The organism is Methanoregula sp., from assembly GCF_041645475.1.
Taxonomy (GTDB): Archaea; Halobacteriota; Methanomicrobia; order Methanomicrobiales; family Methanospirillaceae; genus Methanoregula.
On record NZ_JBAZQA010000013.1, the window covers coordinates 60413 to 84028 of the forward strand.

The window sequence follows — 23616 nt, forward strand, 5'->3', positions numbered from 1 at the left end:
GGAAAGCCTCCCCGGCCATATTTTCTGATACGAATCCCTTTTTCGTCCCACTCTCCCGTTAATGGTAAGTTTTAATACCATAATGTAGATAATACTTAACATGCACTCTCGTACGTATATAAACAAAATCGGGGGCTTCCCATGACCGGCTTCTGTACCCGCATTCCCTCCGTACTGTCGAACGGGCGCCTCCTCGTCCCGCTCACTGCCGGGATCTGCCTTATCCTGCTCACCGTGGTTTTAAAAAATGTCCTCCTTGTCCCGGCCGAACAGCTCTCATCCACCATGATCCTGTACATCATCATCTACATGGGGTTCATCGTCTCGTACCCGTTTGCAGATAAGGAAACCTCCGGCTCGTCAACGCGGACGGTGCTCTGGATGGGTGCGTGCATCCTCATGACCCTCGGGATCATCGCGGTCTACGCTATCTGAATGGGGAAGTGTTCCATGCAGAAAAATCATGCAACAATTGCCGGGATCATTTGTTTCATCGCGATGATCGCCGGCGTCATGTACGGCGTAAAGTCCGGCATTGCCGCGATCGCGATCATCTCCATGTGTGCCGCAGGCCTCCTCATCTGGTACCTTAAGAGAAGTGTCAGCCCGGTCATCGAAGACGAGTGGACAAATCTCGTGGGACAGAAAGCTGCGAGCCTGACAATGAACGCCACCGCGATCCTCTTTGCGGTAATCGGCATCATCCTCATCACGGTGAGCAGTCCCGAAAACAACTACGACCAGGCCGGCTTAACCATCGCTGCGTTCTTAGTCACCCTTGCAATCCTGTACATTGCAACTTCGATCTGGTACTCGCATACCCTCCGCGGGAACGGGCCATGAAGAACAAACTGCGGATCTTCCGGGCAGTGCACAACCTCACGCAGGAACAACTCGCGGAGAAACTCAGCGTAACAAGGCACACGATCATTGCGATCGAGAACGAGCGCTACGACCCGTCACTCAGCCTCGCGTTCAGGATGTCTGACCTCTTCGAAGTCCCGATTGAAAAGATCTTTATCCGGGAAAAACAGGATCGGGCCGACCCCCCGCTCTGATAAGAAAAAAGCGTGGAGGCCCGGCGATCATTCCGTAACCGGCACCAGCCGGTCCTTCAGCTTCGCCTCAACATCGAGCTGCATCATTTCGATGACGTTGTTCACAACGCCCCGGGTATGCCGGACGATCAGCTCGTCGCTCCGGAAGAACTCCCGGTCCGTGCTGCTGTTGAACGCCGACCCGTGCGTCCGGAATGCGATCCCGAACGGGGCGAGCACGAACCCGAGCTGCTGGAAGTTGAGCCAGATGTCCATGGCTGTCTTGATGGCCCCGTCCTCGTGGCCGTTGACAAGGATCCCGGCCACTTTCCCTGCGGTCAGCCCGGGCTTTTCCATGTGGTACAGGTTCTCCATGCAGGTTGTCCGGTCAAGGAACGTCTTGAGCCTTACCGACATGTTGTTCCAGTTGATCGGGGATGCAACAATCACCGCCTTTGATGCGGCAATCATCTGGTGGAACGCCGGCATGTCGTCCTTCTTGTTCCGGCACGGGTAGGTACAAGACCCGGCCCGCACGGCGTAACAGCACCAGCAGTAATCGATGGTATATTCCGTCAGGTTGAACCTGCGGTAACTCACGCCCCGTTCGTTCAGCAGTGCCCCGGCAATATCGGCCATGTAGCCGGTATTTCCCGCCCGGTGGGTGCTGCCGTTGATGAGCAGGACCTCGAAGGGTTTGCCATCGTAAGTGAGCTGCCGGTGCTCTTTCTTTTCTATGAATTCATGGGACGGGCTGTGGCAGACCGGGCACCCCATGGGTGGCTTCTCACCGGTAAAAACAAAGCCGCAGACCGGGCATCTCCAGACGGTCTCCCGACCGGGGCCGATTTCTGGTTTCTCATTGTCTGTCATATCTGTCATGTCCCTCATCCTCGCGGGTACCTGGTTTGGCCTGAATGTTCATAGGCCTCAGTAAAAAATAACTCTGCTGGTAACTTGAGGGATCTGCCGGTTGCCGGTATCAGTCCGCTTCCGGTTCGGATGCCCGGTGCAAAACGGTCAGAGCCCTCCGTTTGTCACGGGGCCGTGAAAGGGGTGATACGGCTTTGCCGATCCCTTTCTCCCAATTTTGAAATGCAGGAAACGACAACATACGTAGTCAAAAATAATCGTTCGTGAATACCATGGATTCCTTTGCTTCCGGGTTTGCCGCTGTTGATGGCGCAGGAGATGCCGGCTCCTTTGTTTCGTATCTCGACCTGATCCACTCACTGCCGTTCTTCCAGGAATGCAAACGCCGGAGTTTCCAGAACCTCGCACTCCGGCCCGGTGCATCGGTGCTTGAGATCGGTTGCGGGAACGGCGTGGATGCGACCATCCTTGCCGCTATGGCCGGGTCGGAAGGCCGGGTGACCGGCATCGATGTGAGCAGCACGATGCTTGTCTCGGCCCGGGCCCGTGAGGGTGCCGGAAGTCCGGCGCCCGGCTACCTGCTGTGCGATGCATCGAATCTTGCCTTTCTGGATAATTCCTTCGATGCCGTGCGGGCGGACCGCGTACTCCAGCATACAAACGATCCCGCTGTTGTTCTCATGGAGATGGCACGGGTGACCCGCACGGATGGGAAGATCGTGGTCTTTGAACCCGACTGGGAGACCTTCGTCCTCTCACCGGGCGAATGCGGCGTTACCCGGAAGATCCTGAACTTCTGGTGCGATCATATTCCCTCCGGCTGGGCAGGCCGGTCCCTGCATGCGGGATTTTCTGCCGCGGGACTTGCCGATGTTGATGTGGCACCGGTAAGCCTGGTGCTCACCAGCCTGCCGCTTGCCCGGAGGATCTTTGATCTCGAAACAACGGCAACTCTTGCTGTCCGCGCCGGCATTGTCAGCTCCCGGGAGGCAGAAGTCTGGGCAAAAGAACATGCCCGGGCTGATGCCGCCGGGCAGTTCTTCAGTTCACTGACCTTTTACCTCGTGACGGGAACGAAACGGGGCTGATCACAGGATCCCCGATCCTGCCGGTGGACAAGCCAGGTCCTGATCCTTTTTTTTAACTCTTCCACCCTTTTGGTCACATTCCGAGAAAAAAAAGATTAATCCGCTTTCATGCGCCGGAATTCCCACGTCACTTCCGCTGCCAGCCCGAGCGTGACAGCAACCGGGCATAAGACCGTCATCGCCTGACGGATCATAACCTCAAGGATCGCGTCCTTCCGGTTCACCTCGAGGGAAAATACAACGTGGATCTTTTCATATGCTGCGGGAAGTCCGGCCTTCCGGGTCCCGGCAACGTTAACCTGGAGTGCCCTGACCCCGGCCTCGTCTTTTAGCAGTTGTCCAAGGAGGGCCGTGCTCACACACCCTCCAAGCGATGCCATCAGGACCTCAACGGCGGAGCAGTTCGCCGGACCATCATCCATGACCAGGGTGCCGCCCCGGGTGTTCTCTGCGTGGAATGCCGTTTTGCCACCCCACCGGACGTTCACCACATCTGCCGTCAGGTACTGCGGGGTATCCGTGTTTTTCGTTGAACACGCCGGTCCCGCGCTGCAGGAGACGGGTGCGGTGCTGCAGCCACAGTCGGCCGGTGCCGGGCCGGTGCCGCACGCCGGGGGCTTGCTGGTGGCGGGAGCCGCAGATCCCTTCAGGGAATCCCGCACAACCCGCTCTGCTACCTGGTGAGCATAGATCGTGAACATCTCGTCCGGTACCTCGTCAATGCCGAACGGGAGGTCGAGATTATAGATCAGGTCTGCCCGGACAATTTCAGGTTTCAGTTCCGGAAGAACGCCCTCCATCATCCGGGAAGAACAGTTGATGAAGCATCCCTCGATCGCGATCACCCTCTCCGCCCGCCGTACAAGGTTCCGCTGGCCTGTATCTTTCGTGAACGCTCCCCCGAGACAGATCCGAACGGTCGAATCCGTTGCAAGCCGGTGGGCCACCAGGTTTGCCGCCCTTCGGGCAACCTCGCCCCGGGCACACGCCCCTTCGCAGGCCATCACCGCGATCTTCGGCGGGGTTGTCGAGTTCTTTTCCGAATAGTCCTCGCAGGCCGGGCATTTCCCGGTCACTTTTGTTATCTTAATTGTTTCACGGTCCATGGTTCTCACGCTGGTTAACGCGTGGGAGCGGGTCCGATATATACCCCGGAATCGGATTTCAAATAAAATTGAAATCCGGCAAAATGGATGTCCAAAAACAAAACCAAGCCCTTCTTAAGAGAGTATGCTTACTTTTTAGTATGGCAACTGCCCGCTGCTGCCCGGCCGACTGCGCCCTCCGGAGCGACTGGGAAGATGAGCTCCGTTATGAGACGGAGATGCTTGAGATGGAGACCGTTGCGGAACTGCTGGACCTCATGAAGCTGCTCAGCCACCCGCTCCGGCTCAAGATAGTCCTTATGCTCCTTGCCCGGGACCACTGCGTCTGCGAGTTCTGGTACATCTTTCAGGAACCGCAGAACCTCATCTCGTACAACTTAAAAAAGTTAAAAAGCGGCGGGCTTATCGATTCCTACTACCGCTCAAACCACAAGATCTACCGGATCTTCCCCGGTCGTGGACCCGAACTCAAAAAACTCCTTGCAACGGCACAGTTTTCCCCACGGGATCCGTAACGTGCGGGGCGGTCCACCCAGCCCGGCTTTACCCTGCCCCGGAGGTCGATCTTTCCGGCACCGTTTCACAGTCTTTTTTTAGCCCCCGCCAGTATAGTATACCATGGACCTCCTCCTTGCGTTCATCATCACCCTTTCCCTCATCACGCTCGTGAGCCTTAAGTTCAGGATCACCCCGTTCTTTACACTTGTTGGCGGGGCGATCCTGTTCGGGCTCATGGCGGGGATGACCCTTGACGCAACGCTCGTGGATGTCGTGTCCGGCCTTGGAAAGGTCTTCTCAGCGTTTGGCATCATCATCTTCTGCGGTGCCGTGATAGCCGCTCTCCTGCAGGAGCAGCACCAGACCGGGGAGATCGTCTCGGATGTCCGCCGCGTTGTCAAACACCCCCCGACGCTTGCCGGGTTCTCGGGCTACCTCCTCGCGGTACCGATCACCTGCTGCGTCACGGCCTACGTGATGCTGAACCCGATCCTGGACTGCCTGGCGAAGGACAAAACAAAGCGCAACCTCCTCCTCTACCTTGCAGCGGTTGGCAGCATCATCTCCTATGCCCTCATCTTTCCGACACCGGTGGTCATCCCACTCTTCAACGCTTTTGCTGCGGATACCAGCGCGCTCGTGTACGATGCGATCGCCATCCCGCTCTCCCTTGTGGTGCTCGGCGTGGCAATCCTCTTCTACCGCTTCGCGAGCCCAAAGGCTTTTGGAACCGGTGACGCCCCGGAATCCTGCCCGGCAGGGGCGTCATTACCCCTGCCCCAGGCCGGGTATGCCGGGATCCACTGGCGGGCCTGGGCCCCGTTCATCGCGATCATCGTTGCCATTCCCGTCTCCTTCTTTCTCCTCGGCCTTTCGCACGTTGGCATCATGAACTTCATCATGCTTGTCGGTGCGGTGACCGCCATTGCCCTTGCAGCCCCGGCGGTCCGTACTACGGGGATGACAAAGGGTGCAAAGCATGCCGGCCTGATCATCTTCGATATCTGCGGGGCAGGTGCGCTCGGGTACGTGATCGTGCACAGCGGCTTTACCGAGGGAGCGCTCCAGCAGATGACGCTCCTTATCCCGGTCATCCTTATCCCGTTCCTCTTTGCAGCCCTGATCGAGACGGCGCAGGGATCCCGCGTAGTCACCGCGGTCATCACGGCCGAGGTCCTGGCCGGATCGGTGGTGACCAGTGCCATCCACCCCATTCCGCTCATCCTCCTGATAAGTGCCGGTTCCTGTTTTATCTCGTTTGTGACCGACCCGTATTTCTGGCTGGTCCAGCGGACAACCGGCGATGGTATCGGGACCGTTGTAAAAAATTACACGCTGCCGGTTGCCCTGGCGGGCGTCGTGATCCTTATCGCCGCCCTTGCCCTGGAGTTCTTTGTATTCCGGTAAAAAAAAGGAGGGACCTGCCGGGAGGATCAGATATATTTCCGGCCGGTCTCCGTTAAGGAGTAGATGATCCAGTTGCCGCAGTACTCCCCCTCGATAAGGCCGCTCTCTTTTAAGATATTCAAGTGATAGGAGAGCTTGGAACCGGCCAGGCGCATAAAGCGGTTGATGACGCAGACGCAGAGCGGCTGGTCGCGGATGAGGTGGAGGATCGTGAGCCGGAGCGGGTCGGCGAGCGCGTGATGGATCCGGCTCTGCTCTTCGAGCACTTCTTTTTGGGGAATGCGTCCGGCAAGACTGTCGAACCCGCCCAGCGCCTCAAGTTCCTTCTGGACCTGCTCGGGGATCTCCATATCCGTTTCCTTGGATCCCGTCTTCTTTTTTGTCCCGCAGCAGGACAGGGTAACGCGTTTCACTTCAAAATAATCTGAAATCAAAAGATATATAACCTTGCCCTGTTTATTCTAATTCAACAAAATTTGAATTAAGGTGGACCATGGAAGCACAGAGGAAATCCTGCAGCTGCGGGGCAGAAGGAAAGAACCGGATCATCTACTCCTGCTCCGGTATAGGATCGAATGTCGGCCAGCTCGCCAATGCAGCAGCCTGCCAGCTTGCCCGTGAAGGATATGGCGGCGGTTCCTGCCTTGCGGGAGTTGGCGGAGGCATAGAGAAACTCATCGGAGTGGGAAAAGCAGCCGATGAGCGGATCGTCATTGATGGCTGCCCGGTGGCCTGCGCAAAGAAGATCCTGGACGACAAAGGGCTTCTTATCGACCGCTATGTCCTGATCACGGACCTCGGTATCACCAAGACGCCCGGCCCCGCCTTCAGTGAGAGCGACGTGCAGGTTGTTGTCAATGCGATCAGGAACCGGTAACTGTGCCCGTTGCCCGCACCAGGTTCCCCGTCATTTCAAAACAAGGATGTGAAGCTGATGTCCCATGATAAAATTCCCTGCTGTGCGGCAGATGCCCTCTGGAGGATACGGAAGCTGAAGGTAAACGGGATGATGACGGGAATCACCCGGCTGGACGAGAGCATCGCAGCTGTTGCTGATGAGAGACATACCAGCAGCGCTGCAATCCGCACTGCCCTCATGACAAGGATCCGGGCCTGCAATTACATTCCGCCGGCAACCGAGGATGCCTATGCAGAGGCCATCCTGGAAGAGTATAACCGGGTCATCAGAAAACGGGATGAACGGGCCGGGTAGGATCACATGACCATTGTACTTGTTACCTGTTCCGGTGTCTCGAATACCGGCAAGCTGACAACCCAGGCAGCCCAGACCCTGATGCAACGATGGCCGGGCCGGTTTATCTGGACCAGTGTAAAGAAATCTGCGGCATCCCTGGACGAGGAGATCCGCGGTTCGGATGAGGTAATTGTCATAGAAGGCTGCCGTGATTGCTGTGCAACAAAAAAACTCGCTGGAACAAATACCGGGCGGTACCGGCACATCATTACAACGGATCTCGGGATTGAGAAAAACGGTATGGCGGATGTCCGGTTCGATGAGATTGAAACCGTTGTGAAGGCGGTCACCGGACTCCTGCAGGAGGACTAAATATCATGCAGAATTATTTACAATTGTTTGCCGACTGGGTGACCTATTCGGTTCTTGGCCTGGCCCCGGGCAGTCCCCTTGCTTCGTCCGTGAACTTCTTTGTCAATGACATCATCTGGGTCTCGCTGCTTCTCGCCGTGATAGTCTTTGCAGTAGGGATTGTCCGCACCTTCATCACCCCACAAAAAGTGAAGAAGTGGGTGGCGGGACGCTCAGAAGGGGTGGGCAATGTGGTGGCCGCACTTCTCGGTATCCCCACGCCGTTCTGTTCCTGTTCGGCCGTCCCGCTCTTCATCGGCTTTGTCGAGAGCGGTGTGCCGCTTGGCATCACCTTCTCGTTTTTGATCGCGTCCCCGCTCATCAACGAGGTAGCGGCTGCCATGCTCTTTGCCATGTTCGGCTGGCAGATAGCGCTTATCTATATCGTCTCCGGGCTTATCATCGCGATTGTGGCCGGTATCATCATCGGGCGTCTTCACCTGGAGGGGGAAGTCGAGGAGTTTGTCTGGAAATGCAAGATGCATGATAAGGCCGACAAACCGATGACCTGGAAAGACCGGGTCGATTTCGGGATCAGCGAATCCAAGAGTATCACCCTGAAAGTGATTCCCTACATCGTCCTCGGTATTGCCATTGGTGCTGTCATCCACGGTTACGCCCCGGCGGATTTCCTTCTTAATATCGCAGGCCCGGATAACCCGCTTGCGGTCCCCATCGCGGTTCTGATTGGCATCCCGCTCTACTCGAACGCCGCCGGCATGATCCCGATTATGCAGGTGCTCACGGCAAAAGGCATGGCTATGGGAACCGCACTGGCATTCATGATGGCAGTCATCGGGCTCTCCCTTCCCGAGATGATCATCCTCAGGAAAGTGATCCGGATCAAACTGCTCGCGGTCTTTGCCGGGATCCTGTTCATCTCCTTCACCCTGACGGGCTACCTGTTTAATGCAATACTGGGATAATGAAATAACTGGACGATTACCATGATGGCAGTAAAACAACTCTCCTTCCTCGACCGGTACCTGACCCTCTGGATCTTTCTGGCAATGGCGGTCGGTATCGCAATCGGCTATTTTTCACCATCAGTGCCGGCACTGATCACCGGTCTTTCGATAGGAACCACCTCAATCCCGATTGCGGCCGGGCTCATCCTGATGATGTACCCGCCACTCGCGAAGGTGAAGTACGAGGAGCTGGGAAACGTATTCCGGAATACAAAAGTGCTGGCCTTATCCGTTGTCCAGAACTGGATTGTCGGGCCGGGCCTGATGTTCCTTCTCGCCGTTGTCTTCCTCCGCGACCAGCCGCTCTTCATGTACGGGCTCATCCTTGTCGGGATCGCCCGTTGTATTGCGATGGTGATCGTCTGGAACGATCTGGCCGAAGGCGATTCGGAGTACTGTGCCGCCATCGTGGGTATGAACTCGCTCTTCCAGGTCTTCTTCTACTCGGTCTATGCCTGGTTCTTCATCACGTACCTTCCCCCGCTGCTCGGTATCGGGGCCGGTTCGGAAGTTCCGATTACGATTCTCCAGATAGCAACCAGTGTCTTCATCTACCTCGGTATCCCGTTCATTGCCGGCATGGTCACGCGGTATGTCCTGCTCCGGGTGAAGTCAAAGGAGTGGTACGAGCAGGTCTTCATACCAAAGATCTCGCCAGTCACGCTTGTTGCCCTGCTCTTTACGATCATCGTGATGTTCTCCCTGAAAGGCGAGTATATCGTGAACGTTCCCTTCGACGTTGTCCGGGTCGCACTCCCGCTGCTCTGCTACTTTGTCATCATGTTCTTTGCCAGTTTCTGGATGGCACACCGGGTCGGGGTTGATTACGCGAAGTCCGCGTCGCTCTCGTTCACTGCCGCATCCAACAACTTCGAGCTTGCGATTGCGGTTGCGATTGCGGTCTTTGGCATAGCATCACCGGTGGCATTTGCAACGGTCATCGGGCCGCTTGTCGAGGTGCCGGTCCTGATCGGGCTCGTGAACGTCTCGCTCTGGCTCCGGGAGAAATGGTATGGCGGAAAGAATGACGGTACGTGCAGCACGCCGGTGCGGTGAACGAAAAGCGAGGTAATTATGAAAAAGAATATCCTGTTCATCTGCACGTACAACTCCTCCCGCTCTCAGATGGCGGAAGGGTACATGAAGGCAAAATACGGTGACCGGTACGAAGCATTCAGCGCCGGGACGGAAGTAACCCGGGTCCATCCGATGGCAATCGCCGTGATGAACGAGATCGGGATCGATATCTCCGGACACCGGTCAAAACTGATCGATGAGTTCTTCGGACAAGAAATCGGGACCGTAGTAACCGTCTGCGATTCCGCACACGGGGCCTGCCCGTTCTTTCCGGGAGCGGGGGAAGTCATTCACCAAAGCTTTTTGGACCCTTCAGCCTTCACCGGGTCTGATGAGGAAATACGGGCCGGGTTCCGGAAGGTGCGGGACGAGATCATCCGGTGGATCGATGTGAAATTCGGAAGTATCCATGCTTAAAGTAACTCCACATCCGGAGTATCCCCCCGAAGAGGGACGGTACCTCCGGGGGAATGATTACTCCCCGGCCGCGGTTGTCATCATCCTTACGTATGATGCCGAAGAGATTCCGCCTGAAATCGAGAAACTCGTCCGGACCGGTGTTGAGAGCGGGGCTGCACTATCGGGCACCTTGCAGACCGCGAACATCGGCATTGAGAAGATCATCTGCAATATCGTGGCAAACCCGAATATCCGCTACCTGATCCTCGGGGGGCCGGAGTCGGAGGGGCATAAGACCGGCGATGCCATCAAAGCCTTGTTCAAAAACGGGGTGGACGAGAAGAAACGGATCCTCGGGACCACAGGGCTCACCGCTGTACTGTACAATGTCCCGGCCGGATTCATCCAGCGGTTCCGCGAACAGCTGACCCTTGTTGACTGCCAGTTCCAGGATGAATCCATGATCCGTAAAGCGGTCTGGTCCTGCTTCCAGGAAAAACCGGTGGAGTTCCGGGGACAGATGCTCTGCGATCCCGGCGCCTTTCCGGAACCCCCGATGAGTGGGAAGCTTACCTGGAAGGTCACGCAGCCATGGGCCGAGCCGGGCGATGATGCGGAACGGGCGGCCAAGCAGAAGGCTCAGGCTCTCATCGAGCGGCTGAAGCAGAAGCAGAAAACGTCCTCTGCCGGTAACGGGAATGACGGATGAGATCCGGCAGCCGGTAAGATCTTCCCCGCACTCTTTTTCCCTTGAATGCGAAGGTGAACAACCGGGATACGTGCCTGTAGGCAGCCCTGGAGTCACTCATCCGCTGATATCTGCCGGTATGCACCTTCCGGTACAACCATCTCGAAGAGCGCCCCCGTCCCGGGTGTCCCTTTCTCGGTTATGGTTATACCGGTGATGGAGAGGATCTCCCGGACCAGGAAGAGGCCAAGGCCGGTATTTTTCCCGTGTCCCTTTACAAATATCCTCTCTTTCTCACCTGCCCTGACCCCTACGCCGTCATCCTCCCAGCGGATAACAAACCCATCCGGCTGCACGCTTCCGGAGACCCGGATCCGTGTTGCTCGCTCTCCGTGCCGGGCTGCATTGTCAACAAGGTTGTAAAACACCTTTGCGAGCAGCGGGTCTGCATAGATCTCATAGTGGGCAAGAAGGGGATCCGTCTCAACGGGAATTGAGGTGGCCCAGGTCCGGATTCCATTGATCACCGTGGGAATGATCTGCCATGTGGGTGCCTGGACCCCGAGGTCCTGGTAATCCCGCGTGAACCAGACCATCTCTTCAAGGTCTTTGAGCTGGTTCTCGATAATCGCGAGGCGATCGGCAAGCGCACGATCCTGGCCGCAGTCCTTCTCCATAAGTTCCGTCAGAATGCTGACGGTATGGATCTTGTTGAGCATGTCATGCCGGGTGATACTGGAGAGCAGGTTGATCTTCGTGTTTGCCTGCCGGAGGGCTTCCTCGGCCTGTTTGCGCTGTTCTATCTCATGTTCCAGGGCCGAGGTCCGCTCCAGAACAATGTCGAGGATCCGGGATGGATCGGCATCTTTGAGATCATGGTGGACGCGTTGGTAAAACTCACAGGTGTGGCAGTCGGCTGTCTTGGACGCGTACGTTCCTGTTACTTTCCCGCCACACATGGTTCCGGCAATTGCCCAGCAGGTCCGGCCGGCGTTCTTCCCGCCATTCACCCGGTCGGCCCTTGTCTCGGTAGCCGCAGGACACGGCCCGAGCTCGTGAGCGCTTGCCCCGCCGGGCTCTCTGCCGCACTTCCGGAATTCCCAACAGTTTTTGGTAGGCATAGAATCAAGCAATACCGGAGTCTGGTCCGGAGTCTGGTTGTATTTTTATCACTCCCATGTTCTTGTATCTTTTGTGCTCCCGGTGTCTGCACCGGAACGAATAACGGTGTGATCACGGAGAACCGGGCCGGTCTGATGAGGAATTTGCTCTGTGATCCGAGCGGCGGGCCCAGGATCGCGAGCGGTTGAAGAATAGGCAGGGGTTTGTCAGGAAACCATGAATGGGATTTTACTTCCCTGAAGATACGTTATCCCATTCTGTTTTATTTATCCCACCATTCGTCCCGATTGATCTCTGCCAGGGTCATGGAAATCCCGATTGAAAGGGATGATTCAGGGCCCGGCAGGACAGCGGGAGACTGCGGCAGGGATTGGGCCGGGTCTGATTGTACTGATGTCATAGGAATATCCTTCCGGGCAGGGGTGCAGCCCGGTGTGCATTGTAGTCATCATCGATACGCCGGATACGTAACAGGGACGCATATGACTACACACGGGTATTCCTCCAAACATTCCGTTTCGAAACGTTGTGCTACCATCTATCAGTAGTTCTTGTAAGAAATATACCCCCGGAAAGAGGACATTTTTGCCGCAACCTGCCCGTCACATACGGGAATATCTCCTGAAATGGGACGATCTACCGGGTTCAGCATGCCCCGGCAAAAAGGGAGTTATCAGTTTCCCCGTACCTGCAGGATCTCTTCGGGCCTGAGCAGGTGCACGTCAAGGCCGGGCATTGCTTCGCCAAGGCTCTTGCTTGCGTTTGCAATGATCGTGGCATCAGTAAAGTGGTTTACTGACTCGACAATGGCTTTTGCCCTCCGGGCCGGGTTCTCGGACTTGAAGATCCCGGAACCCACGAACACACCGTCCGCCCCGAGCTGCATCATGAGCGCTGCATCGGCTGGCGTGGCAATACCCCCCGCTGAGAAGTTCACGACCGGAAGCCTGCCGCGTTTCGCGGTCTCGATAACGAGTTCGAGCGGTGCCTCGATCTCGCGGGCAAAGGCAACGAGTTCCTGCGGTTCGAGTTTCTGGATGGTGCGTATCCCGCCCTGGATGGCCCGCATGTGGCGCACAGCCTCGACTACGTTGCCGGTACCGGCCTCGCCTTTCGTGCGGATCATGGCAGCTCCTTCATTGATACGACGGAGTGCTTCGCCCAGGTTCCGGGCGCCGCAGACGAACGGGACGGTGAATTTCGTCTTTTCGATATGGAATTCCTCGTCCGCGGGTGTCAAAACTTCGCTCTCATCGATCATGTCCACACCAAGGACTTCGAGCACCTGTGCCTCGACAAAGTGGCCGATCCGCACTTTGCCCATCACCGGGATCGAGACGGCTTCGATGATCTCGATCACCTTCTCCGGGTCTGCCATCCGGGCAACGCCTCCGGCTTTCCGGATATCGGACGGCACCCGTTCGAGCGACATTACCGCAACGGCACCGGCTTCTTCTGCTATCCGTGCCTGATCGGCGTTCACGACATCCATGATCACGCCGCCTTTCTGCATGGACGCAAACCCCCGTTTGAGGAGTTCGGTGCCATGCCTGAGTTCTGCTAATTCCATGATCGTGCACCTATAACCGGGTATTCCGGTTCCGGATCGGCAGGAATGACCCCGCGAATCCGCGGGTTTTCCGTTCTCCCGGAAGTATCTTACGATATTGGACTGGTAGGCTGATAAACATATTCACAATTGTGAATTTTGCCGCAAACCGGATCGCTGGTAAACCGGCAGACTACGAAAGATGCTCTAAATAAAAAATTGGATCAGGGGGAATCCCGGATCAGTTTTCAGCATCAGCCAGACTTACCGGCCTCTGGCCAGCGTCTCCATGAACCGGTCCCGGATCTGTACCGGGCTTATTGGGATGTTGGGCACCGCACTGTTGCCCGGCAGGATCCTCAGGTGAATGAATGACGGTCCGGTGCGGGCCGATGCACGGAGTGCAGTTTCCAGTTCCCAGGGCTCGTGAACGGTAGCGGTCTGTTCGAAACCGGCTCCCGCTGCCATCAGCCGGAGGTCTGCCGTGTCGCACCCGGGCCGGGGCTGGCTGCCTGTACTGCCGAAGACGCCGTTATCAAGGCCGATAACGGTCAGGTTCCGTGGTGCGGCAGCTGCAATGACAGGGAGGATTGAGGAGCCCAGCAGGCTCCCGTCGCCATCCAGCACAATGACCCGGCGATCGGGCCGCACGCTCGCGATCCCGAGACCGATTGCTGATGCCAGGGTGTAACTGCCGAGCATGTAGAAGTTCTCCGACCGGTCCCGCGCCGCGTAGAGTTCCTTTGACGGAACCCCGATGTTGGAGACCAGGATCTCGTCAGCGACGAGATTGGTCACCGCCCGGATCGCATCGAATCGGGTCAGTCGCGGGGTGTGCCAGTCCCGTTCATAACAGAATGCAAACGGGCTCGGTGTGTGTGCCGGTGGCAGATTTCCCGTAGTTCCCGTCTCGCAGATAGAATCGGGGCTGATCAGGATGACGTGCGGGCGGCTCTCCCGGTATGCCCCGGCAACTGCTTCACCGATTGCACCCGTATTGTCCGGGTCTGAAATAATTGTATACCCTATCCCGGCTGCCGCGAGGATTGCGGGAAGCGGGCGGTTGAAGGGGATCTGCGCCGGGATTGTCTCCGTCTCCCCGCCCCGCCAGCTGGCAAGGATCGGGAGCGGAAGGCGGTAGGTGACGGTGAGCGAGAGGATCGCGTTTAACATGTTCCCGAGGCCGGAACTCTGGAGGGCAATGAGCGGGCGTGCCCCGGCCAGGTATGCCCCGGCCGAAACCCCCACGCCATCCTCTTCGCGGGTAAGCCCGATGTGCCGGAACTCTTCCGGCAATGCAAAGAAGAGCCCTTTTGCCTTGTCACAGGGAATGGAGGTGACAAGATCGATCCCCTGCGTTTTGAGTTCAGCAATGATCTGGTGTTCGTCCATGGTGCACGATCCATTCCTTAAGAAGTTTCGCGAGCGCATCGCGGGATTCATCCGGCCGAACCGTTATGGCCGGCGCAAGGGGATGCAGGGTGAAATCTTCAAAGATCCGCTCGTATCCCCCGCCCGTGAGGTTCAGGAGGATATGGTCGTCCGGTTTTATCATATGCTTTTCTATGCTCTGCACCAGTGCCGCTGTAGCAACGGCCGCTGCCGGGTCCAGGTCAATATCGAGTGTGTCCCGGACCCGTTGCATTGCATCCGCCCCTGCGGCATTCGAAATGCTGTACATCATCCCGTCCGTTGCCTCCAGTGCATCAAAGAGTCCGCCCCGTATCCCGTACGGCGGGGTGCGGTTGGTCAGGACGTCGGCCATGACCCCCCGGACCCGCTCTGCCGCGTCCGGCATGTCCTTTTCCGCGGAAATCTCCCGCCGGCCCTCCCTCCATGCCGAGACCATGGGCGTGAACGGTTCGTTCTGTGCGAGATGGAGCCGAGGTAGGTGACTGCCGTACCGGCCGTCGCCAATAAGCCGGAGTGAGGCTTCCCACGCAGCAATGGCCCCGGTGCCGCTCCCGACTGCCTGAATGTAATGGTTCGGGATCCTTCCTGCCGTAACTGCGGCATCGAGCATCACGGTCCCCATGCCATCCCGTCGGGCAATGTTTTTTGCCCCGCCTTCCGGGACGCATCCCGGTACGGCTGCAAGCGCGTTACTCACGCTGATGGCATCCGTATAGTCCCCGTGTACAGCCACGAGGAAGACCTTCTCTGCCGGTGTCGTGGTCCATAAGCGTGGTATCGCCTTCTCGGGGACCACGATCACAACGGGCCTGTGGCACCGGGCAGAGAGTTCAGCAAAGGCACGGCCCGTGTTGCCGGCGGATGCGATGACCAGGATCTTTCCCCCGAGCTCGCTCTGTCGCTGCATGGTTGGCGAGGCCTCCAGTTCTTTGAACGAGCCCGAGGTTAAGCGGGCACCCCGTTCCGGGAAGTATCCCGAGAACGAGACCTGAAGGTGGGAGAGGCCGAGCTCCCGGGCAAGTTCTCCCCCGTCAAACGAGGCCGGACCTCCTGCGGGAAGCAGCGGGGATGTTACCGGGAGCCAGGAGAGGTAACGGTACATGCCTTCATGCGGGGCAAGATGGAGCCGTCGGCTGCAGTATTCTGCCCTGAGAAGAGAATCATGCCCGTGGGGGCAGGAGAGGCTCGTGAAGTCCTCCACGATCTCACCCCCGCCGACACACCGTATACGGTACTTGGGAATCATCAGAGGATGCGGATATCTTCCACCCGCACGTGCAGCCCGTCCTTCTTCCTGAGTACCATGTTGACGAGTGCCGTGTGGGCGAGGTTGATCATGCAATACCCCGGGAGAAACCGTTGCCGGAGTCCCAGTGTGGGCGGCCTGAGAACCGTCTCTGCAATCCCTTCGAACGCGTGGACATGGTAGGCCTGCACGTCATGAGTTTTCTCTTTTCGTGCTTCCAGCGGGCCTACGGTATGACATTCCAGCACGCCCGTGACCGGGTTGGCCGAGAGGACCCGGAGGGCATGGTAGATCGGGCAACCGGGACCCGCGGGTCGTCCGGTAACCAGGTCGCCTTTTTTGATCTCCCATCTCTCCACGAGGTCCGCCCGGAAGGGTACGATAAATTTCCGGGCCGAAGGCTCGCCCGGGAAGGCCCGGATGATGAAATCATACGTCACTCCCGTTACATCGGTGCCGGCGTATGTGGTTTCTGTTTTTCTGTCGGCCCTGACCTCAGAGAAGAACGTGCAGTCCCCGTTGATCTTTTTCTTTTTCCGGACCGCAGCAATAAAATCGCTGCATGTCGGAAGACCGCATGCGCCGCAGTCTTTCCCCGGCGGTTCCCATGTCATGGATTTTTAGTCCCCCCGGTAGATGTTGTCGGCCTCTTCCAGAGGCCGGATCACGCCGAAGTGGTGCTGCCACCCGATCTCTTTCTTGCCGATACAGATCGTGCAGACCCCAAGGGGTGGCGTACCCCGGAGGGTAATGGTATCCGCATCCGAGATCTCCGGGTGCTTTGCGATTGCCTGCATCAGGTACCTCAGGCCGGTTCCCTGCACGGCGTTTGTCTCGATGATATCGATCGCCGGAACAACGCTGTGGATACACTCGCGGAATACTTCTTTTTCCGCCTGAGAGATGAGATCGATCTTGGTTACCACTGCCGAATCGGCAAGGGCGATGAGCGGTGCCATCTTCAAGGGAGCATTACTGCCGGAGACTGCTGGGAGGACAGCTATCCCGTAAGCCTGCGTTGTGTAGGGAGTGCACCGGAGACAGAGCCCTGCGCTCTCAACAATAAGGATCCCGGCGTTCACTTCCTGTGCCCATTTGATCGCATCCTTCAGGACCATGATCCCCATGTGGTCCGGGCAGAGATCGCCGGAGTAGACTTTCCTTGTGGGGATACCGAATTCCTCGTGGAGTTCCTCATCTTCAAAGGCCCGGACAACATCGATCTTCAAAAATGCGGTGCTGTCGGTCTTGTTGAACTTCTTTATGATCTGGCGGATGACGGCAGTCTTTCCGGCGCTGGGTGGGCCGGCAACGATAACGAGTTTCATGCATACACTCCTGTCTTTTTTGGTGATTCCTGAGGCTCGCTGATCAGGTCTCCCTGTCGGATCTTCTCGCGGAGGTCCCAGAGGAACAGATCCATGCCGGAGACCGTTCTTAAGATCTCCTGTTCATGGCCCCGGGGTTCGAGCACAGCGGATACTGCCCCGTTTCTCATGATGATGCGGCGGTCGGTGATCAGGGCAAGGTACGGGTCGTGGGTGACAAAGATCACCGCCTTTTGGTACCTGCGGAGGCAGGTGATGACGCGCTCCTTGTTAATTCCCGCATTCTCGATCTCGTCGAGAAGGAGGATGGGTGTCTGGCCGATCAGGATGGCATCGGCGATCAGGAGGGACCGGGTCTGGCCCCCGGAGAGGGCGCTCATCCGCATCTGTTCTGTAATCTTTTCCCCGGTGAACTCATTTGCCAGGTTCACCGTGCGGCTGACGAGCTGCTGTGCTTCGGAATCGCGAGCCCGTATGTGGAGCGCGAGGAAGCGGGCAACCGTAAGGTCGGCGATGACCCGCGTGTTCTGGGTGAGGAGGGCAATTGGCTTCTTTGCCGGATCGCGGACCATCTCTTCTGGTGGTTCGCTGCCGTCCACGAGAATACTGCGCCCGGTGATGGTGTCGTCCTGCGCCAGTACCTCGATGTCGTTGATGAATGCGGATTTCCCGGACCCCGTGGGCCCGACAATGGAGATGGTGTCGCCCGGGCGGATGACGATCCGGTCAAACCCCTCCTTCTTGCCGTCACGGGTGGTGCCGGGAAGAACTGTTATCTCGTACGTCTGATCGCTGTGCATCGCATGATCATGGAATAAATAATTGATATACGTTTCCAAATAAGCAAAAAAATTATCCTTACAGTAATAATTATAATCCATAAAGTGAGACATAAAGGATAATATGTTGTCAAAGAGGATCTTTGAGATCGATTTTACCACGGCCCTGAACGAGGAGCTGGCAAAAAAAGGCATATCCGTCCGGGAACTGGCCGAACTTACGGGTATCCCGGTCTCGACACTCTACAAGATCACGACGGGGGAACGGGATCCCCGTCTCTCTACGATCAGGAAGATTGTCTCGCTTCTTGAACCCCCCCGGGGCAGTTTCATTGCCATCATTGCCGCCCGGTTCCTTCTCGACACCATGGAGCGGCGCGAAGTGGAGTTTGGTGGCCGGACATTTGCCATCCGGGGCTATTCCGCGAACTCGCTCGAGGAGTGCATCATTGCCGCGGCACGGGCAGAAAAGGACGGAGCGGCCGGCATCATCTGCGCCCCGATTCTTGCCTCCATTGTTGAGAAGATCGTGGATATCCCTGTAGCAATGCTCCGCCCGGATCTCTCGGTAATCGACGAAGCGATCAGCACGGTCTCGCGAAAGATTGGGTGAACCATGGCGGGCGATGATACTCCTGTCCGGATCGGGCATCTCTCTACGCTGTACCATACCGCGTTTTTGCTGCGGGGAACCTCCCTCCTTGAAGATGCAGGACTGCGGGCGACATGGCGACTCTTTGCTTCAGGACCGGATATCATCAGCGCCATGCAGGAAGGCACGCTCGATCTCGGTTACATCGGGCTCCCCCCGGTTATCATCGGGATCGACCGCGGCCTCCGGCTGGCCTGCATTGCGGGAGGGCACGTGGAGGGAACGGTGCTCATTGCCGGCCCAGGGATCCGTGCACTTGCGGAATGCCGGGACCTGCGGGAGTTCCTTAAGCAGTTCTCCGGCCGGGCGATCGGGACGCCCCCGAAAGGCTCCATCCATGATGTCATCACCAACGAGTTGTTGCGCGAGCATGGAATTCATGACGTTACGGTGAAGAATTATCCCTGGGCCGATTATCTTTCCGATGCGCTGCAGCAGGGAGAGATTGCCGCCGCTGCCGGTACGCCGGCACTCGCAGTCACTGCGGCCCGGTACGGGAATGCCCGGCTGGTCGTGCCTCCGAATCGGTTCTGGCCCTTCAATCCCAGTTATGGGATCGTGGTGATGCGGGAGATGCTCAAGAAAAAAGAAGTTCTCGTGCGCTTTCTCGCTGCCCACGAGTCTGCCTGCGAACTGATCCGGCAGGATCCCCGGTCAGCGGCGGGTATCGTGGCCGGGACAACGGGCATGGTGGATCCGGCCTTTGTTCTGGACACGTACCGGATCTCGCCGAAGTACTGTGCGGCCCTTCCCCCGGAATACCGTGCCTCGACCATGAGGTTTGCCCGCGTGCTGCACGACCTGGGCTATACCCGGAGGCTTGTGGACGAACGCGAAATCTTCGAAACCACTCTCATCGATGCGATTCATACCGGCCGGCATCATTATCTTGATGGTATCAGTATTTTTTAGCCGGGTAATTGTGCGTAAAAATGGAATCCGTATTGAGAAAAAAGATCAGATGCCCTTGAGGCTGCCCCGCTGCTTGACGAACCGGTCCCAGTTGAACGGCTCGTCGAGCACGTTCACCTTCACCTGGTCGATCCCCGCAATCCCGAGTGTCCTGCGCTGGACCTGCTCCGACAGGTGGGCGGAGAGAGGGCAGGCCTTGCAGGTGAGGACCATGTCGACTTCTGCACTGGTGCCTTTCACCCGGATCTCCTTGATGAGCCCGAGGTCCACGATATCGATGCCCACCTCGGGATCGATCACCTCTTTTAGGGCTTCGCGGATCCGGTTCTCTATCGTAAACTCCTGGCGGAGAACCGTGGCAAACGGCCCGGCCCTTGCCTGTTCGAGGTTTCTCACCTGCTCTTCGAGCTGGTTCTGACGGTCAAGGAGCCTGCTAATCACCCGGACCACCGGGTCGGGCATGACATTGTTGGCAGATTCATCCCCATCGACATCCTCCGGCCCGGCAATTTTCCCGGGAACGCCGACAACGGTTGCACCCGGCGGGACGGATCGGACAACTACGGACCCGGCACCTATCTTGGCACCCTTCCCGATCAGGATGTTGCCGAGCACGATGGCTCCCGCCCCGACAATCACGTCATCTTCCACGGTAGGATGGCGTTTCTTCTTCTCAAGGACCGAGGCCCCGAGCACCGCGCCCATGTAGAGGAGCACGTTGTTTCCCACTATCGCGGTCTCTCCGATGACAATACCCATGCCGTGATCGATCACCACGCGCCGCCCCAGCTGTGCCCCGGGATGGATCTCGACCCCGGTGAGGAAACGGTTGATGTGCGAGAGGAAGCGGGCAAAAAATTTCCAGTTGTGCAGCCAGAGCCAGTGCGCCCTCCGGTGGAACCAGAGGGCATGGATCCCGGGATAGCAGAAGAGGACCTCTACCCAGGAACGGGCTGCCGGGTCCCGTACAGTGATCGCCTGGATATCTTCCCTTAAGCGGTCAAACACCATGGCAGTCTCACTTATGCCTCAAAGAGGTCAGGGATACTCAGGTAGCGCTCGCCGGTGTCGGGCAGGATAACGACAATCGTCTTTCCCTTGCTCTCGGGGCGTTTTGCAACGGCAAGGGCTGCATACAGCGCCGCACCGCTCGATATCCCGGCAAGGATGCCCTCTTCGCGGGCCAGTTTTCGTGTCGTCTCGAAAGCATCCTCGTTCTTCACCCGGATGATCTCATCAACGAGATTGCGGTTGAGCACCGCTGGGACAAAACCTGCCCCTATGCCCTGGATGCGGTGTGCGCCCGGGGCTCCCCCGGAAAGGACCGGCGATGCATCGGGCTCTACTGCTATTGCACGGAACGAGGGTTTTTTCTTCTTGATAACGTCAGCGATACCGGTGATGGTTCCTCCCGTTCCTACTCCGGCAACAACGATATCCACCTTCCCGTCGGTATCGCGCCAGATCTCCTCGGCAGTGGTCTTGCGGTGTATTGCCGGGTTTGCCGGGTTCTCGAACTGCCGGGTAACAAAGAAGAACTTCGGGTTCTCTTTTGCCATCTGCTCTGCCCTGGCCACGGCTCCTTTCATCCCTTCAGCGCCCGGTGTGAGCACGAGCTCCGCGCCGAATGCCTTTGCCAGTTTCCGCCGCTCGATGCTCATGGTCTCCGGCATGACGAGCGTGAATTTGTATCCCCGCGCCGCACTCACGAAGGCAAGGGCGACACCGGTGTTCCCGCTTGTTGCTTCGAGGATGATCGTGTCCTTCTTAATCAGCCCCTGCTTCTCTGCTTCGTCGATCATGGCAACCCCGATGCGGTCTTTCACGCTGCTCATCGGGTTGAATGATTCGACTTTGACAATGACGGTGGCTCCCAGTCCCGTAGTAAGCCTGTTGAGCCGGACAAGCGGCGTGTTGCCGATTGTTGCCGTGATATTATCATAAATCTTTGTCATTTTGATTCTCCTCTGTCATGAAATACCCCGGGCATGATGGGGGGTATCCGGACTTCACAATTGTTAATTTGTCCGGTCCTGATTATATATTTTGGTCTTGTGTCCATGACAGGGTCGCCCGGCTTCCGGGTTTTCCTGTTTACAACCAGGAATACGGAGAATGCGGCAAAAAACGGTGTAAAATCAGGGTATATTATCAGAACCGTTCCATACTGTGTGTTCACAAGCGTGAACAGGAAAAGCAGACATGAACACATACCATGCGATTATCGCAGGACCCCGGACGGAACCCGATGCAACCGGCCCTTCCGCCCGTGCCTATCGCGGCCTTCATTGTGGAAGGCCCGTGGAACGGTCCAGCGGTATCCGGGGCGCCGGGCAGTATTGTTGCCGCCAGGTGTCCACCTATAGAGATCCGCCTATGACAGTAATCCGTACAACAACCGGAATAATGGCTGTCCGTGGTATGTGTCCGTGAAAATCCCATCCTGATTTCACGTCCTCACCTCGTCCCGGCAGTACCTGGTATATCACCCACTCGCCACATCAAACAACCTGCCGGGGCACATCGCCTCATCAATATATTCCCTTGCAACAACGCAGGAAATCTCTATGCTACCTCCGATATAACCGGGAGACCGCACCCCCCGGCCCGATACTCTTTTTCTCATCCAGCATGCCCCAAATACCATCTGACTCTGAAACCTTTCCCGACAGGTAACGCTCATCGTGGCCAGCCGGACAACTGAACGGCACTGATAGTTCAGGATGAACACGATCGGGGCCGGAACTTCACCGCATCCCGTTATTTAAACCATATGATTCAGGAAAATCTTGCCGGGAGATTACCTCATAAATACCGCTCGCGGAAAACGGGAATCGTGATCCGGGCCCGGTTTACTGCCGGTGCCCGAACCGTAACAAAACCCTCCCGTGGAACCCTCTCATGCCCGACCCCCTCTTTCCCTTTGTTATTGCAGCCGTCATCGGCCTCGTTGCGTCCATTATCGGGATGGGTGGTGGTTTTCTCTATGTCCCGACGCTCACGCTGCTTTTTGGTTTTGACCAGAAGATGGCGGTAGGGACAAGCCTTGCGGTGATGATCTTTTCGGCATGTTCCGCAACGCTCGTATTCGGGCGACAGAAGAAGATCCTCCCGGTTCTTGCTGCATTCCTGGTTTTGCCGGCCATGGTATTCTCTCTGCTCGGGTCTTTCATCACCGTATATTTCGACGCCAGGATCCTTGTCATCCTGTTTGCTCTCGTGCTGATCCTCATGTCCCTGCAGATGCTGGTTCCCTCATTGAGCGTAGTCCCGGCGATCCGGTGGGGTCCCTCCATTGAAGTGAATCTTTCTCGTGATCGTGAACCGTTAAAACCCGTACGGGTTCCCTGCATGCATCTTATCGTGTGGGGAGCCATGGGCGGGCTCGTCAGCGGGATTACCGGAACCAGCGGCGGGGCATTTTTTGTCCCGGCGCTCGTGGTTATCGGAGTCCCGGTGCATGTAGCCGTTGCAACCTCGCTACTTACGATCATCCCCACTTCGGTGACCGGTGCCGCAGCCCATGCTGTCCTTGGGCAGATCTCCCTGCCGTTTCTTATCGTATACGGTGCCGGCGCGGCCATCGGGGCATATACGGGGGCAGCCATTGCGCCGCGAATCCCGGCGGATCATATCAGGAAAGGGTTTAGCATTTTACTACTCGTGATTGCCCTCCTGATGATCCAGCAGAACGTGCTCGGGGGCTAAAAAAATGTCCCGGGGTAATTGTGATGTCCTGTTCCTTTCCGCAAAATGCGTGCTGCAAAAGATTAACAATTGTGAATTCCAATATTATTTTACCAGCATCCCTGAACACGGGTCCATACGATCCGGCGGGGAGATACGAATATACCCTAAAAGGACTGCC

At 57.3% G+C, this 23616-nt stretch carries 28 protein-coding genes; 16 read left to right on the top strand and 12 right to left on the bottom strand.

The window, feature by feature from the left end; all coding sequences use genetic code 11:
• Positions 1 to 141: 141 nt before the first annotated feature.
• Genes WC598_RS10940 through WC598_RS10950 form a run of 3 tightly spaced genes read left to right on the top strand, consistent with a single transcriptional unit; the run spans position 142 to position 1058 of the window.
• Positions 142 to 435: a hypothetical protein gene (locus WC598_RS10940; RefSeq protein ID WP_372961535.1), complete on the top strand. Its 294-nt coding sequence runs from the start codon at positions 142 to 144 to the stop codon at positions 433 to 435.
• Positions 436 to 450: 15 nt separating this feature from the next.
• A complete protein-coding gene (locus tag WC598_RS10945) occupies positions 451 to 843 on the top strand; it encodes a DUF2178 domain-containing protein (RefSeq protein ID WP_372961536.1) in 393 nt (130 codons plus the stop codon).
• Positions 840 to 1058, top strand: a complete 219-nt coding sequence (locus tag WC598_RS10950; RefSeq protein WP_372961537.1) for a helix-turn-helix transcriptional regulator — start codon at positions 840 to 842, stop codon at positions 1056 to 1058. Before WC598_RS10945 ends, WC598_RS10950 begins: the two co-directional genes overlap by 4 nt.
• A 27-nt stretch (positions 1059 to 1085) precedes the next feature.
• Here the strand turns inward: WC598_RS10950 and WC598_RS10955 are convergent, their stop codons facing one another.
• On the bottom strand, positions 1086 to 1919 hold the full coding sequence (locus tag WC598_RS10955) for an NAD(P)H-dependent oxidoreductase (protein WP_372961538.1): 834 nt from the start codon (positions 1917 to 1919) through the stop codon (positions 1086 to 1088).
• A 263-nt stretch (positions 1920 to 2182) separates the two neighbouring features.
• Between WC598_RS10955 and WC598_RS10960 the strand changes: the two genes are divergently transcribed.
• Positions 2183 to 2998 (top strand): methyltransferase domain-containing protein, encoded by an 816-nt coding sequence (locus tag WC598_RS10960; RefSeq protein WP_372961539.1) that lies wholly within the window; start codon positions 2183 to 2185, stop codon positions 2996 to 2998.
• Between the two features lie 95 nt (positions 2999 to 3093).
• Here the strand turns inward: WC598_RS10960 and WC598_RS10965 are convergent, their stop codons facing one another.
• Entirely contained in the window at positions 3094 to 4104 is a 1011-nt protein-coding gene (locus tag WC598_RS10965; RefSeq protein ID WP_372961540.1) for a putative zinc-binding protein, read from the bottom strand.
• A gap of 140 nt (positions 4105 to 4244) precedes the next feature.
• On the opposite strand from WC598_RS10965, the gene WC598_RS10970 reads away from it, so the two are divergent.
• Positions 4245 to 4619, top strand: a complete 375-nt coding sequence (locus WC598_RS10970) for an ArsR/SmtB family transcription factor (protein WP_372961541.1) — start codon at positions 4245 to 4247, stop codon at positions 4617 to 4619.
• Between the two features lie 103 nt (positions 4620 to 4722).
• Positions 4723 to 6009 (top strand): GntP family permease, encoded by a 1287-nt coding sequence (locus WC598_RS10975; RefSeq protein ID WP_372961542.1) that lies wholly within the window; start codon positions 4723 to 4725, stop codon positions 6007 to 6009.
• A gap of 26 nt (positions 6010 to 6035) precedes the next feature.
• Here the strand turns inward: WC598_RS10975 and WC598_RS10980 are convergent, their stop codons facing one another.
• Positions 6036 to 6422, bottom strand: coding sequence for an ArsR/SmtB family transcription factor (locus tag WC598_RS10980; RefSeq protein ID WP_372961543.1), 387 nt, complete (start codon positions 6420 to 6422; stop codon positions 6036 to 6038).
• 80 nt (positions 6423 to 6502) lie between these two features.
• Between WC598_RS10980 and WC598_RS10985 the strand changes: the two genes are divergently transcribed.
• Genes WC598_RS10985 through WC598_RS11015 form a run of 7 tightly spaced genes read left to right on the top strand, consistent with a single transcriptional unit; the run spans position 6503 to position 10768 of the window.
• Positions 6503 to 6886, top strand: coding sequence for a putative zinc-binding protein (locus tag WC598_RS10985; RefSeq protein WP_372961544.1), 384 nt, complete (start codon positions 6503 to 6505; stop codon positions 6884 to 6886).
• Between the two features lie 57 nt (positions 6887 to 6943).
• Entirely contained in the window at positions 6944 to 7222 is a 279-nt protein-coding gene (locus WC598_RS10990) for a hypothetical protein (RefSeq protein ID WP_372961545.1), read from the top strand.
• 6 nt (positions 7223 to 7228) lie between these two features.
• Positions 7229 to 7576, top strand: a complete 348-nt coding sequence (locus WC598_RS10995; protein ID WP_372961546.1) for a putative zinc-binding protein — start codon at positions 7229 to 7231, stop codon at positions 7574 to 7576.
• Positions 7577 to 7581: 5 nt separating this feature from the next.
• The gene (locus tag WC598_RS11000; protein ID WP_372961547.1) at positions 7582 to 8541 is read left to right on the top strand and encodes a permease; all 960 of its coding nucleotides are present in this window, start codon (positions 7582 to 7584) and stop codon (positions 8539 to 8541) included.
• A 24-nt stretch (positions 8542 to 8565) separates the two neighbouring features.
• The gene (gene arsB / locus WC598_RS11005; RefSeq protein WP_372961579.1) at positions 8566 to 9639 is read left to right on the top strand and encodes an ACR3 family arsenite efflux transporter; all 1074 of its coding nucleotides are present in this window, start codon (positions 8566 to 8568) and stop codon (positions 9637 to 9639) included.
• An 18-nt stretch (positions 9640 to 9657) separates the two neighbouring features.
• Entirely contained in the window at positions 9658 to 10077 is a 420-nt protein-coding gene (locus WC598_RS11010; protein ID WP_372961548.1) for an arsenate reductase ArsC, read from the top strand.
• Complete coding sequence (locus tag WC598_RS11015) at positions 10070 to 10768, top strand: tetrahydromethanopterin S-methyltransferase subunit A (protein ID WP_372961549.1); 699 nt, start codon at positions 10070 to 10072, stop codon at positions 10766 to 10768. The genes WC598_RS11010 and WC598_RS11015 overlap by 8 nt, the downstream gene beginning before the upstream one ends.
• A gap of 92 nt (positions 10769 to 10860) precedes the next feature.
• On the opposite strand, the gene WC598_RS11020 is transcribed toward WC598_RS11015, so the two are convergent.
• The 7 genes from WC598_RS11020 to WC598_RS11050 form a co-directional block, all read right to left on the bottom strand.
• Complete coding sequence (locus WC598_RS11020; protein ID WP_372961550.1) at positions 10861 to 11868, bottom strand: sensor histidine kinase; 1008 nt, start codon at positions 11866 to 11868, stop codon at positions 10861 to 10863.
• A gap of 674 nt (positions 11869 to 12542) precedes the next feature.
• Positions 12543 to 13439, bottom strand: a complete 897-nt coding sequence (gene pdxS, locus WC598_RS11025) for a pyridoxal 5'-phosphate synthase lyase subunit PdxS (protein ID WP_372961551.1) — start codon at positions 13437 to 13439, stop codon at positions 12543 to 12545.
• Positions 13440 to 13682: 243 nt separating this feature from the next.
• On the bottom strand, positions 13683 to 14810 hold the full coding sequence (comE, locus tag WC598_RS11030) for a sulfopyruvate decarboxylase subunit beta (protein ID WP_372961552.1): 1128 nt from the start codon (positions 14808 to 14810) through the stop codon (positions 13683 to 13685).
• Positions 14785 to 16077 carry a cysteate synthase gene (locus WC598_RS11035; protein ID WP_372961553.1) on the bottom strand — a complete coding sequence of 431 codons (1293 nt, stop codon included), beginning with the start codon at positions 16075 to 16077 and terminating at the stop codon, positions 14785 to 14787. Before WC598_RS11035 ends, comE begins: the two co-directional genes overlap by 26 nt.
• Positions 16077 to 16691, bottom strand: coding sequence for a (Fe-S)-binding protein (locus WC598_RS11040; RefSeq protein ID WP_372961554.1), 615 nt, complete (start codon positions 16689 to 16691; stop codon positions 16077 to 16079). The genes WC598_RS11035 and WC598_RS11040 overlap by 1 nt, the downstream gene beginning before the upstream one ends.
• A gap of 6 nt (positions 16692 to 16697) precedes the next feature.
• Positions 16698 to 17405 carry a GTP-binding protein gene (locus tag WC598_RS11045; RefSeq protein ID WP_372961555.1) on the bottom strand — a complete coding sequence of 236 codons (708 nt, stop codon included), beginning with the start codon at positions 17403 to 17405 and terminating at the stop codon, positions 16698 to 16700.
• Positions 17402 to 18205, bottom strand: a complete 804-nt coding sequence (locus tag WC598_RS11050; protein WP_372961556.1) for an ATP-binding cassette domain-containing protein — start codon at positions 18203 to 18205, stop codon at positions 17402 to 17404. Before WC598_RS11050 ends, WC598_RS11045 begins: the two co-directional genes overlap by 4 nt.
• A 103-nt stretch (positions 18206 to 18308) precedes the next feature.
• Here WC598_RS11050 and WC598_RS11055 point away from each other — a divergent pair, with 103 nt between their 5' ends.
• A complete protein-coding gene (locus tag WC598_RS11055) occupies positions 18309 to 18797 on the top strand; it encodes a helix-turn-helix domain-containing protein (protein WP_372961557.1) in 489 nt (162 codons plus the stop codon).
• Between the two features lie 3 nt (positions 18798 to 18800).
• Positions 18801 to 19748 carry an ABC transporter substrate-binding protein gene (locus WC598_RS11060; protein WP_372961558.1) on the top strand — a complete coding sequence of 316 codons (948 nt, stop codon included), beginning with the start codon at positions 18801 to 18803 and terminating at the stop codon, positions 19746 to 19748.
• A 45-nt stretch (positions 19749 to 19793) separates the two neighbouring features.
• On the opposite strand, the gene cysE is transcribed toward WC598_RS11060, so the two are convergent.
• Positions 19794 to 20759: a serine O-acetyltransferase gene (gene cysE, locus WC598_RS11065; RefSeq protein WP_372961559.1), complete on the bottom strand. Its 966-nt coding sequence runs from the start codon at positions 20757 to 20759 to the stop codon at positions 19794 to 19796.
• A gap of 11 nt (positions 20760 to 20770) precedes the next feature.
• Positions 20771 to 21703: a cysteine synthase A gene (cysK, locus tag WC598_RS11070; protein WP_372961560.1), complete on the bottom strand. Its 933-nt coding sequence runs from the start codon at positions 21701 to 21703 to the stop codon at positions 20771 to 20773.
• A 946-nt stretch (positions 21704 to 22649) separates the two neighbouring features.
• Here cysK and WC598_RS11075 point away from each other — a divergent pair.
• Positions 22650 to 23456, top strand: coding sequence for a sulfite exporter TauE/SafE family protein (locus tag WC598_RS11075; RefSeq protein WP_372961561.1), 807 nt, complete (start codon positions 22650 to 22652; stop codon positions 23454 to 23456).
• The last annotated feature ends 160 nt before the right edge of the window (positions 23457 to 23616 follow it).